11 protein-coding genes and 1 pseudogene are annotated in these 12,247 nt (G+C 40.2%); 2 read left to right on the top strand and 10 right to left on the bottom strand.

Annotated features, from left to right (window positions below; genetic code table 11):
- Nucleotides 1-18: 18 nt before the first annotated feature.
- The 5 genes and pseudogenes from GBI16_RS09345 to GBI16_RS09325 all read right to left on the bottom strand — a co-directional run bounded on the left by GBI16_RS09345 (nt 19) and on the right by GBI16_RS09325 (nt 4,861).
- A protein-coding gene (locus tag GBI16_RS09345) for an IS3-like element ISAba22 family transposase (protein ID WP_151706957.1) occupies nt 19-1,184 on the bottom strand; the annotation gives its coding sequence in 2 pieces (ribosomal slippage) (nt 19-926 and nt 926-1,184; 1,167 coding nt in all).
- Between the two features lie 67 nt (nt 1,185-1,251).
- A pseudogene (locus tag GBI16_RS09340) lies at nt 1,252-1,545 on the bottom strand (IS5/IS1182 family transposase); the annotation flags it as partial.
- 109 nt (nt 1,546-1,654) lie between these two features.
- Complete coding sequence (locus tag GBI16_RS09335) at nt 1,655-2,575, bottom strand: copper resistance protein B (RefSeq protein WP_005401398.1); 921 nt, start codon at nt 2,573-2,575, stop codon at nt 1,655-1,657.
- The gene (locus GBI16_RS09330; RefSeq protein ID WP_151706956.1) at nt 2,562-4,475 is read right to left on the bottom strand and encodes a copper resistance system multicopper oxidase; all 1,914 of its coding nucleotides are present in this window, start codon (nt 4,473-4,475) and stop codon (nt 2,562-2,564) included. The genes GBI16_RS09335 and GBI16_RS09330 overlap by 14 nt, the downstream gene beginning before the upstream one ends.
- An 89-nt stretch (nt 4,476-4,564) precedes the next feature.
- The gene (locus tag GBI16_RS09325) at nt 4,565-4,861 is read right to left on the bottom strand and encodes a hypothetical protein (RefSeq protein ID WP_004281865.1); all 297 of its coding nucleotides are present in this window, start codon (nt 4,859-4,861) and stop codon (nt 4,565-4,567) included.
- Nucleotides 4,862-5,009: 148 nt separating this feature from the next.
- Here GBI16_RS09325 and GBI16_RS09320 point away from each other — a divergent pair, with 148 nt between their 5' ends.
- Both GBI16_RS09320 and GBI16_RS09315 read left to right on the top strand, forming a co-directional pair.
- Complete coding sequence (locus tag GBI16_RS09320; protein WP_004679347.1) at nt 5,010-5,690, top strand: heavy metal response regulator transcription factor; 681 nt, start codon at nt 5,010-5,012, stop codon at nt 5,688-5,690.
- The gene (locus GBI16_RS09315; RefSeq protein ID WP_004763973.1) at nt 5,683-7,083 is read left to right on the top strand and encodes a heavy metal sensor histidine kinase; all 1,401 of its coding nucleotides are present in this window, start codon (nt 5,683-5,685) and stop codon (nt 7,081-7,083) included. The genes GBI16_RS09320 and GBI16_RS09315 overlap by 8 nt, the downstream gene beginning before the upstream one ends.
- A 38-nt stretch (nt 7,084-7,121) precedes the next feature.
- On the opposite strand, the gene GBI16_RS09310 is transcribed toward GBI16_RS09315, so the two are convergent.
- The 5 genes from GBI16_RS09310 to GBI16_RS09290 are packed head-to-tail and all read right to left on the bottom strand — an operon-like array spanning nt 7,122 to nt 12,166.
- Nucleotides 7,122-8,405, bottom strand: coding sequence for an MgtC/SapB family protein (locus GBI16_RS09310; RefSeq protein ID WP_004663995.1), 1,284 nt, complete (start codon nt 8,403-8,405; stop codon nt 7,122-7,124).
- Nucleotides 8,402-10,777: a heavy metal translocating P-type ATPase gene (locus GBI16_RS09305; RefSeq protein ID WP_151706955.1), complete on the bottom strand. Its 2,376-nt coding sequence runs from the start codon at nt 10,775-10,777 to the stop codon at nt 8,402-8,404. The genes GBI16_RS09310 and GBI16_RS09305 overlap by 4 nt, the downstream gene beginning before the upstream one ends.
- 11 nt (nt 10,778-10,788) lie before the next feature.
- Nucleotides 10,789-11,439: an isoprenylcysteine carboxylmethyltransferase family protein gene (locus GBI16_RS09300; RefSeq protein WP_151706954.1), complete on the bottom strand. Its 651-nt coding sequence runs from the start codon at nt 11,437-11,439 to the stop codon at nt 10,789-10,791.
- Nucleotides 11,440-11,459: 20 nt separating this feature from the next.
- On the bottom strand, nt 11,460-11,708 hold the full coding sequence (locus tag GBI16_RS09295) for a DUF2933 domain-containing protein (RefSeq protein WP_004695740.1): 249 nt from the start codon (nt 11,706-11,708) through the stop codon (nt 11,460-11,462).
- 26 nt (nt 11,709-11,734) lie between these two features.
- A complete protein-coding gene (locus tag GBI16_RS09290; RefSeq protein ID WP_004695737.1) occupies nt 11,735-12,166 on the bottom strand; it encodes a hypothetical protein in 432 nt (143 codons plus the stop codon).
- Nucleotides 12,167-12,247 lie beyond the last annotated feature (81 nt).

The following is a 12,247-nucleotide window of genomic DNA, read 5'->3' as shown; positions in this document are numbered from 1 at the left end:
ACTTTCCCTTGGGAGATTCTAGGCAGCCAACTTATAAAAGTCTTCGGCCATTTGATTTGGTGTCTTAAAACCCAAACCCTTTTGAATTCTTCGATGATTATAAAATAATTCAATGTATTTTATAATATCTGCTTTGGCTTCTTCTCTGGTTTGATAGTTGTAATGATGCACTAACTCATTTTTCAGTATTCCCCAAAAGCTTTCAATCGGTGCATTATCGTAACAGTCTCCGCGCTTGCTCATTGAACCTTGAAAACCATATTGCTCAAGTATATTTCGATATTCATGGCTGCAATATTGACTTCCTCTGTCTGAATGCACAATCAGTTCTTTGGTTGGTTTTTGATTGTGAATAGCCATATTTAGCGCATTACAAACAAGCTGTGTTGTCATGCGCTCATTTAAGCTATAGCCAACCACTTGCTTCGTGTAAAGGTCTTTTACCGCTGCTAAATACAGCCATCCTTCAACAGTCCATATGTACGTAATATCACTTGACCATGCTTGATTTGGTCTAGTCATTGAGAATTGTTGCTCCAGCAGGTTTTCATAGATCGCTCGATTATGGTCACTATTCGTAGTCCTTTTAAAACGCTTGTGTCGCTTACAATACAGGTGGTTCAGCGCTTTTATCTGACCTACAGCGTACATACTCATTTTTATACCCTGAGCTTGTAAGTATTTGGTTAATCGAATATAACCATAGCTCTGCCTTGTCTCCTCATGGGCTATTTTCACCAATATCGTCTGTTGATTTCGTTGAATCGTTCTTTTGCTCACGCCTCTCTTGAGCCAATCATAAAAACATGAAACTAAAACATGAAGTAATCGAGCCATTAAGGTAATTGGAAAAGAATATCTTTTTTGTTTCATATAGGCGTACCTTACTGACTTTCTTTGGCAAAGTACGCTGCTGCCTTTTTTAAAAATTCACGTTCCATTTCAGCTATTTTGAGCTGTTGTTTGAGTTTTTTATTTTCTTCGAGTAGAGCGTTTAGATCAGGTGAATACTGTTTTGTACCTGCTAAAGTTCCAGCCTTTGCTTTGGTATTCCAATTTGAAAGAGTTTGCATTGAAATGCTAAGTTGTCTAGCTGTTTCCGAGACATTGCCTTGATTGGCTTCAATTAATTTGATGGCTTCAGCTTTAAATTCTGTGGTGTAAGTCTTGTGTTTCTTGCTCATGGTAAACTCCTGATGAGTGTGTTTAGTTTACCAAGTTAAAACCTCCTGTTTTTTCAGCACACATCATACGACAAAGGGTGGAATAATCCGGAGCTGTCCAATCTAATCCAGAGAGTTTAATCAGACTTTGAACAAAACCTGTGACCATACGTAAAGAGAGTCGGAATAGTAATTTGATCATTAAGCAGCATTGAATCGCTGTATCGGAGTAGGTTTGATTTCGACCTTGCTTGCCTTGTGATTGTGCATACCACTGAGTCTTTGGATCAAGCCAAATGGAAATATTACCTCGGTTAATTAAGGCTCGGTTATAGGATGACCAATTGGTTGTACGGTAGATTTTAGAGGCAGGCTTATTCATTTTGAAATTATATTGCTGAATAAGCTTTTGATGCTAGGTTTGTGCAACAAAGCCATTATAAGATGAAAGGAATAGTACGCTAAACTACTATTCCTTTCATTAAATTATTTTAAAAAACTAATTCGATGCCTGCACCATATTTCCAGCCTTTTTCAGAATCCGTAGCCTCTTGCATAGAAGTGGCTTTCTGTCCTTTTTCATATTGGTAAGCAACGTCAATAAAAGGTTTAATTCGCTTAGTAATTTCATATCGGGTTTTGATCCCCGTTTTTAGTTCTGATAAACCTGATTTTGCAGCATAGTCAGAATCATCACTAAATACTACATCTGCTTCGATGTAAGGTTGAGTAATAAGTTTTTGAGTTAAAATTAAATCACGTTCGAATTCAAAACTTGTTCCCCAAAAGTTATTCTCTCCTCCATAAAGATATGCTTGTGTCTCAAAGAAATAAGGGGCTAATCCTAATATACCGATAACACCATCAATCCGATTGTTGTTTGGGCTGTTTTTATCTTCACTATATCGAACACCTGTTTGCACATCCCAAAATGGGGCTACATTACGACTATAGAGTGCAGATATATCATAATTAATATCACTGCTTTCTGGCTTTGCTAGATTCGCTTCGATAAATATACGATTTTCATCTGTCCCAATCAAAGTTTCAAACTTCGTTCCTAGTGTACCCTTACCATCTTCATCAACTATCCATGCATTTTCAAGTTTTGTTGCTTGATAAATTTGTCCGCCATGTTCTTTAAGATGATCATCATGAGATGGGGCTGATCTCTTTCTTGCGGTCAGAATAATATTATCTCCCCCATTTGCATTTTCCATTGAATAATATTCTGGATACAATTCTTGGGGGCTATATCTTAAGCCACCAGACTCCTGTAATAAGACTCTCATACCATTTGTAATATTACTTTCTTGTTCCGAAGTGCTGCTATTAGCAAAAGTTAAGTTTGATATACTTATTAATGCAATTGATAAGACTGTTTTTGAGAAGAAATTCTTAGTGATTTGCATGTGGATTTACTCCCTTCTCACTTATTGGGGGCTGAGCAACAATATTTTTTGAAACACTATCTTTGTCTACTTGGGCCACAATTAGTTTATTCATCATTCCTGCGCTCATATGGTAAAGCAGGTGGCAATGAATAGCCCACTCACCTAATTCATCGGCTGTAAGCAGAGTAGTTATAGTTTTCCCTGGTGGAACAATTACAGTATGTTTATTTGGTATATTGCTTGGATCTTGACCATTTTCAAGCTGCATGAACATACCATGTAAGTGCATTGGGTGAGCCATCATACTGTCATTTATAAATTTCAATCTAATCCGTTCACCATATTTAACTTCTAATGGCTCCGTTTCATTGAATTTTTTACCATTGATTGTCCAGATATAACGCTCCATATTTCCGCCAAGTCGTACTTCAATTTCGCGTTCTGGAGCACGAGTATCTTGTTGTTGGTCAAGAGCTTGAAGATCACTATATTGCAAAGCTTTTTTACCTACAGGGGTTGAAGCATTTGCCCATCCAAATACAGTATCGTCATTTGTATTTGATGAGTTTTTAGGAGCGGTATTCATTGACATATCATGATTCATATCTTTCATAGAAGACATGTCATGCTTCATATCTTTCATAGAAGACATATCATGATTCATATCTTTCATAGAAGACATATCATGATTCATATCTTTCATAGATGACATGTCATGCTTCATATCTTTCATAGAAGACATATCATGATTCATATCTTTCATAGAAGACATATCATGATTCATATCTTTCATAGAAGACATATCATGATTCATATCTTTCATAGATGACATGTCATGGCTCATCCCCATATCTTCCATAGTTAATAAAGCACGAGGGCGAGATTTAGGCATCTCAATTTGTTTGACTGCTGGACTGCTTTCTTCATGTAATGTTCCCACTGAAAAACCGGTACGATCAATAGATTCAGCTTCAATTTGGTAATGTGCTTGTTTTGGTTCCACAATTACGTCATAAGTTTCAGCAGTACCAATACGGAACTCATCCACAGGAACGGGCTTTACAGGTTGACCATCAGCACTGACTACAGTCATTTTTAGGTTTGGAATGCGTACATCAAAGAATGACATAGCGGAAGCATTAATAAAACGAAGGCGAACTTTTTCACCAGCTTTGAAGTTACCCGTCCAATTTTGCTGAGGTGTCTTGCCATTCATTAAAAATGTATAACCAGTCACATCGGACATATCTGTTTTCAGCATTCGCATCTGATTCCACATAGAACGGTCTTGCCAAGTCGCTTTTAGCCCATCACGTTTAACTTGTTTTAATACATCGAATACTGTTTCGCGGCGGTTCTGATAGTAGTCTGCTTCTTTTTTAATATTTTTCATAATTTGATCACTTGTCGAATTATGAAAATCAGAAAGCAAAACAACGTAATCTTTATCGGTTTTTTCAGCAGCTGTTAGTGGAGTTTTATCTTTAGGATAAATAACAAAAGCACCATATAAACCGTCTTGTTCTTGTCCTTTACTATGTGAATGATACCAATAAGTACCATTTTGGCGGACTTTAAACTTATATTCATAAGTTTTATTAGGGGCAATGCCATTAAATTTGTTAAATCCAGGTACACCATCCATAATTCCAGGTAATAATAAGCCATGCCAATGGATTGAAGAGTCCTGATTTTTTAACTTATTGTGAACACGGATAACGGCCTCATCACCTTCTTCAAATTCAAGAAGTGGTGCAACGAATTTACCATTTACAGTAATTCTCTTTAGCGGTTTTCCTGTGATATTTACAGTTTGTTCAGCGATTGTTAAATCATATTCTTTAACTGCCGCCATTACCCAAGTTGATGAAAATAAACCAACTCCAATTAAGAGTATATGACTTAACTTTTTTGACATTCTATCTCACCTTTAGAAAGGTCAAGATTGAAGTAATAAAGCAAATATTTAGTATAAACTTTAATACTTCTTTCTCGCTATTTATAAAATTATTTATTGCTACTAGGCATATTCATCTTTGAATGATCCATTTTAGAATGGTCCATATTCATCATAGAATGATCCATTTTTGACATGTCAGATGAGTTAGGAGACTGATGTTGACTATGATCTTGCTGAGTCTTGTCATCTTTTTCCATTTTACAAGGTTTTGTACAAGGTTCCTGTGCTTTTACCGTTTTAGTGGCACTTGAGGTTGATACATCTTTTGCCCAAGATTGAGTACCAGCAATTAAAGTTCCAGCACACATTAAAATTGTTAGACTACGACGCACTACAGTTTTCATAAGTTTCTCTAAAAGTTAATTTCTTGCTACTACAATAAAGTGAAGCACTGAACATCTAAGTGACTTGAAAATGACATTTTTGTAATCTATCTCGATCAGATGTTTTATAACGTTATTATAGTTTTAATGAATGACTTAGGATTCGGAAATGAGAATACTATTAGTTGAAGATGAACAAAAAACTGGTGATTATCTCAAGCAAGGTTTATCCGAAGCTGGCTATATTACGGACTGGGTTACAGATGGGTTAACGGGTAAACATCAAGCTCTTTCTGAAGAGTATGACTTAATTATTTTAGACGTGATGTTACCTGGACTAAATGGTTGGAATATTATCAATGATATTCGTAGCAGCGGTAAAACAATGCCCATTCTTTTTCTTACCGCCCGAGATCAAATCGAAGATCGAGTAAAAGGATTAGAGCTAGGCGCTGATGATTATTTAGTTAAGCCTTTTGCTTTTGCAGAGCTTCTAGCTCGAATAAAAACGCTCCTTAGACGAGGGCAACAAAGAGAAGATAATAATATTATTAAGATTGCTGATTTAGAACTTGATTTGAGAAAACGTCGGGTAACACGAGCAGGTCAACGCATTGATTTAACGGCTAAAGAATTTGCTCTTATGGAGCTTTTTATGCGTAGAAGAGGTGAAATTCTACCAAGAGCACTTATTGCATCTCAAATTTGGGATATGAACTTTGATAGTGATACAAATGTAGTTGAAGTCGCTATTAAACGATTAAGAAATAAAGTAGATAGTAATTTTACCCCTAAGTTAATTCAAAATATTAGAGGAATGGGGTATGTATTAGAGGTAGAAGATGAATAATAAATTATTCAAATCTATCAGTTTTCGTATTGGTATTATTTTCTCATTATCGACTATATGTATTCTCATTATGATGGGGTTTTTCATCCATAAATTAGTGATGCATCATTTTGAAACGCAAGATCGTACCCAATTAGAAGGTAAAATCCAGCTTATTCAGAATCTTCTCCAACAGCATCCTAAAAATTCTCCAGAACTTGATCTATATTTGAAAGATGCTTTAGTTGGACACCATGATCTTATGGTCCAAATAGAACGACCGGCAGGTCAGATTTTATTTAGTTCAACACCTTCAATCATTAATACTCAACAGTTAATCAAGTCAGCAAATAACCCTTGGATTAAATGGAAAATTAAGAATAAGACCTATCGTGGCATGATCTACAACACGGATATAAACAAAAATACTGAAATACAATCTGTACGCATTATTGTGGGGATCGATACATCTGAACATCTACATTTTTTAAATGATTTTAAGCGTCAACTTTTTTACATTGGTTTAGCCGGTACGATTTGTTTAATGTTTTTAGGCTGGTTTGCAACCTGGAGAGGTTTAAGACCCGTGCAAAAAATGGCTAAGGTCGCAGAAGGCATTTCTGCCCAACATCTTTCAGAACGTTTAGAAGTTGAGCACACACCAACAGAACTAAAATCATTAGCAATTGCCTTCAATGATATGCTCGACAGACTAGAATCAGCTTTAGAAAGGCTTTCCGATTTTTCATCTGATTTAGCGCATGAAATTAGAACACCGATTAATAACTTAATGACTCAAACTCAAGTATGTCTTGCCCGTAAACGAGATACCAGTACCTATCAAGAAGTACTATTTTCTAATTTAGAAGAATTAGAACGTTTGGCTCGAATGGTATCCGATATGCTTTTCTTGGCAAAAGCAGAACATGGCCTAAAATTACAGAACTTACAGAATATTGACCTGGTTAAAGAAGTTACAGCCTTATTTGATTTCTATGATGCGCTAGCTGCCGAAAAAAATATGACGCTTCAACAAACAGGATCTGGAAATGTCAAAGGTGATCCTGCTATGTTACGTCGAGCACTCAGCAATCTATTATCTAATGCAGTTAAATATGGAAATAAGAATTCTACAATACGCATAAAACTTCAACAGAATTTAGATAACACAATATTTTCAATTGAAAATGAAGGCCCTGAAATCTCTCCTGAACAACTATCCAGGTTATTTGATCGATTTTATCGAACAGATGCATCTAGACAAAGAACAGAAGAAGGAACCGGCTTAGGGCTCGCGATAACAAAATCTATTCTTGATATGCTTGGGGCGACCATCCAGGCTGAATCCCTCAATGGTCGAATCATTTTTACCATTGTTTTTCAAAGTGAATCCATGCAAGGGGAATCATTTTAACTCATTTTTTGAACATCTTCCATTTACCCGAGTTGACCTTACATAAAGCTCAAACTGAGAGCCAGAGCTACGCCAGCACCTATCATGGCAATTGTGTAGCCAAATATGATAGCTCGGCCAAACTGTGCCCCCCCTGTCATCCATGCAATTGTCGCTTTGCTTAACATGTTGCTCAGTGTGGCCAGCCCTAGCGCGACAGCAGCCACATTTGTTGTTAAGCCTTCAGTACTATGCAGGCGGGCAAGTGAGACTAAAATAGCATCTACGTCTGCTAGCCCAGAAATAGTCGATAATACGAAGATGCCGCTGGTGCCCAACCATTGTTTTGCTGCCGGGACCAAGACTGCCATGACAGCCAGGAAAGCAGCGAAGCTGAATGCTGTCCCAAGATCAAAAGGAGCCATTGCTTCTATTGTTCGATCGTTGTTTTCAGCGCTGGTAATTTGGCGTTGTCTCCACAATGCCATACCCAGCAGAAGGATTCCCGCAATCATCATTGCACCACCAAAAGTGCTTAGCAATGCTGGCTCAATGACGCCTATCAGCACAACCATACGAAAAAACATGATGCCACAGGCAGCCAATGTTCCAGAAATAGCAGCACTGACCATGACGGGGTGCTGGCGTGTATAGCGTGCCAGTGCGACAGTTGCAGCTGTAGAAGATGCCAAACCACCCAATAGACCTGTCCAGAATATGCCTCTTTCTGAACCGGTAAGCCGCATGGCAAAATGACCTGCCAGAGAGAGTCCGGCAATCAGGATCACTGCCCACCATAACTGGTAAGGATTTAATGCAGCAAAAGGTCCCAGACCCGTATTGGGTAAGTAGGGTAATATAACGACAGAAAGTACCAGCAACTGCAGGGATGCGGTTAATTCACGATGCTCTATCAAGCGTAGCCAACCGTGTAAGGTTGGCTTGAGATCCAAAAATACAGCGACGATTACAGCCGCGGTTAATGCTAAAGTAACATTACCATGGGATGCATATGCACCTAAAACTAATGTCAACAGCATCGCGATCGTCGTGGTAGCGCTTAGATTACCGGAAAGTTTTGCGGTACGCGCGTAGGACACTGTTAATAATAAGGAAAGCCCTAATACGGCCGCGACCAGCGGCCAAGGCCCGAAGTTTGGTTGTAAATGACCGAGCACTCCTCCGAGCAATCCTGTCAATGTGAAGGTACGTAGGCCTGCTACTCGGCTGCCCTCGGGCAATTCACGATCGTGCCATCCTCGTTCTAAACCAATGAGCAGGCCGATGGCAAGTGCTGCAATAAGACCTGGTACATCTGGTGGAAGAAAAGAACTCTCTATCATAACTTTTTATTTCGCAGGCGAAGGGCATTCGTGATGACTGAAGCTGAACTCAAACTCATAGCCAAGGCGGCAATCATCGGTGACAACAACCAACCGGTAAATGGATATAGTACGCCAGCCGCGATAGGGATACCCAAAGCATTGTAAAGGAAAGCAAACATGAGGTTCTGTTTCATGTTGCCGACAGTAGCTTCCGAAAGTGAACGGGCAACAGCAATCCCTCGTAAATCTCCCTTGACCAGCGTAACTTGGGCACTATTCATTGCAACATCAGTCCCGGTTCCCATAGCGATACCGACATCAGCTTTAGCCAAGGCTGGTGCATCATTGATGCCATCACCAGCCATAGCCACGATGCGACCTTCCTTCTGCAATTTGCTGACCAGTTCTAGTTTATCTGCGGGTTTGACTTCGCCATGTACCTCATCAATGCCTAGACGTGCTGCGACTGAACGGGCAGTGGTGAGACCATCTCCTGTTGCCATCACGATACGTAGACCCGCTTCCTTCAGGGTGGCAAGTGCTTCTGGGGTATTTTTTTTGATGGGATCGGATACTGCAAGCAGACCGGCCAATTCACCATTGATGGCTAGATGCATCACACTTGCACCTTCTGAACGCAGCTCTTCGGCTTGCGGAATCAGAGATTGTACCGAGATACCCAATTGCTCCATCAGTGCTGTGTTGCCCAAAGCTAACTGACGATCGCCCACTTGACCTCGAACACCAATCCCTGAGCCCGATTCAAAATTATCTGGTGTTTCAAGAGACAGGCCACGTTCGTGTGCTGCGTTTACAATCGCTTCGGCTAGCGGGTGTTCACTGCCTTGATCAAGACTGGCGGCTAAACGTAATACTTCAGATTCGTCAAAATCTGATGCGGCAACTACACGATCGAATACAGGGCGTCCTTCAGTTAACGTACCTGTTTTATCGATGATTAGTGTGTCAATCTTGCGTAGATTCTCAATGGCTGCTGCATCACGGAACAGCACACCATGAGTAGCACCTTGACCCGTCGCAACCATGATAGACATTGGAGTTGCCAAGCCTAGTGCACAAGGACAGGCAATAATGAGTACTGCCACAGCATTGATTAATGCATAAACCCAGCTTGATTCTTCTGGGCCGAATAGTCCCCATCCAAAGAAGGTAAGCAAGGCAATGGTTACTACAGCTATGACGAACCAACCTGCTACCTGATCAGCCATACGTTGCATTGGTGCTCTTGATCGTTGAGCTTGCGCCACCATCTGCACGATCTGGGACAACATGGTACTTGAACCAATTTTCTCTGAACGCATGATCAATGAACCATTGGTATTCAGGGTAGCTCCAATGACTTTATCGCCGATACGTTTAGTAATTGGTAAAGGTTCACCTGTCAGCATCGATTCATCCACTGAACTACTTCCTTCAGTGATTACACCATCCACAGGCACTTTTTCACCTGGGCGAATTCTGAGTAAATCTCCTACATGGACATGCGTTAGAGGAACATCTTCTTCAGTTCCATCAGGCAGGATTCGGCGAGCTGTTTTAGGAGCGAGCCCAAGGAGTGACTTAATTGCAGCAGAAGTTTGCGAACGTGCTTTTAACTCCAATATTTGTCCCAGTAGGGTCAATGAAATGATGACCGCTGAAGCTTCAAAGTAAACAGCGACACGACCCATGGAAATAAATGAGTCTGGGAAGATTTGCGGTGCAATGGTTGCGACCACACTATAAATAAATGCAGCTCCAGTGCCCAAACCAATCAGCGTCCACATGTTCGGGCTGCGATTCACAACCGATTGCCAACCCCGGGAAAAAAATGGCCAACCTGCCCAAAGTACAATTGGGAGTGACAACACCAGTTCAATCCAGCTCTGAACAGCCATATTGAACAGGTTCATTTGATGACCAAACATCGCCAAAAAAGTCACGATGATGGTCAATGGCAGTGTCCACCAGAAGCGTCGGCGGAAATCACGTAACTCCGGATTCTCATCTTCCTCTAATTCAGGAATGAGTGGCTCCAGTGTCATTCCGCATTTAGGACAGTTTCCAGGATGATCTTGCCTGATTTCTGGATGCATTGGGCATGTATAGATGGTCGTACCTGTTGTGCTTGCCGCATTAACGTGTTGAACAGTCTGATGATGCTGTGTATGTGCATCGGCAGTCGTCGTTGCGGGTTTAGCGATATATTGCACCGGGCTGCTATGAAACTTTGATTGACATTTATCACTGCAAAAAAAGTAAGTTTTCCCCTTAAATTCCTCATGGTATTTCGATTCTTCAGTGACGGTCATACCACAGACTGGGTCTTTCAGTACGTCTGTTGTAGCCTGTGCCATATGGTCCTGGTTATGATTTTTTTGATCTGACATAAATAATTCTCTTATGGAAAAGTGGTTTTATGGCCGAATTTTGGAATAAATCTCGGAGTCTGTTGAGCATAGCTGTCATAGACAGCGCCAAACTGTTTACTCATTTCAGCCTCTTCCTTAATTGCCAAGCGGCTGTACATTAAGAGTAGGATTGGAAACATAATCAGTGTCAGTAAAGTTGGCCATTGCAATAAAAAACCCAGCAAGATCATCACAAAAGCCACGTATTGTGGGTGACGTATACGTGCATAAGGGCCTGTGATCGCTAAAGAATGCTGACGTTGCGCGTTGTACAGCACGTGCCATGACGTTGATAACAGGTAAAGTCCATAGCCCAAGAAAACGTAACTGGCGATATGCAAAATGCCAAAATGTGGATCACCTTTTTCACCTAATAGCGTTGACCACAAGTGACCTGCATTATGAGAAAGTAAGTCAAGTTGAGGGAAGCGAGTTTGAAGCCAACCAGATAACAGGTAAATGGTTAAAGGAAAACCATACATTTCGACAAATAGAGCAATGATAAAAGCCGAAAAGGCCCCAAATGTACGCCAATCGCGCGCAGTGGAAGGTCTAAAAAAACTGAAAGCGAACATGATAAAAACTGCTGAGTTAATGATAACCAGCGTCCATAAACCATAAGCCGATTCCGCATGATTCATGATGGATCTCCTGATAAGAGCTATTTTTTGTTATCAGATATATCGGATTTTTTTTGCTGCGAGTGGTTATGCCCATGACCACCATGCATAAAAATATGCATCAGTGGACACGCTAAAAGGAATAAATAAGGCAAAGCACCGATAACGTGGGCTAAATGTTCCGTTAATAGAAAATAAGCTGCGATACCACCCAGCACGATTAGACCAATGGCATAACGTGTAGACCAGAAGTTAGGTACTGAATTATTTTCTTGGTGTTGGTGATTCATGGTGCTTTCCCCTAATTCATGGGTAACTATTTAGTTGCTGACGGAGGCATACAGTCCATCATCATCTGCATCATGGATTGCATCATGTCCATACGTTTTTCCATCATCTGCTGACGGTCAGCCATATTTGCATTCATGCTTTGGCTGCCCATCTGTTTCATCATACTCATACCTCCTTGCATGAGTTTCATGTGCTCAGCCATAAGTTTCTGACGTTCTTGTGGGGTTTTTGCAGCCATCATCTTCTCATGCATGGCTTGCATCGCCTTCATGTGTTGATCCATTGCAGCCATTTTATCTGTAGCAGTGGTGCTGGTAACTGTTTGCTTAATTGTTACTGCAGATGGTGCTGTTTTTTCAGGGTGGTGATCTTTGTGTTCATCGGATTGCTGTGCAAATGTATTCAATGACGCGGCTGCGATACATAAGCCCAAAAAAATGTTTTTGAATTTCATCATAATTTTTTCCTTTAAATAATTTGGAAGTAAAAGCTATGTTTTAGTACTGAACAGAGTCTAGGAATTTGACTACTAAACTGA

Source organism: Acinetobacter sp. TUM15064, from assembly GCF_008980265.1.
Lineage (GTDB): Bacteria > Pseudomonadota > Gammaproteobacteria > Pseudomonadales > Moraxellaceae > Acinetobacter.
This window is presented reverse-complemented; position numbering and strand designations above follow the sequence as displayed.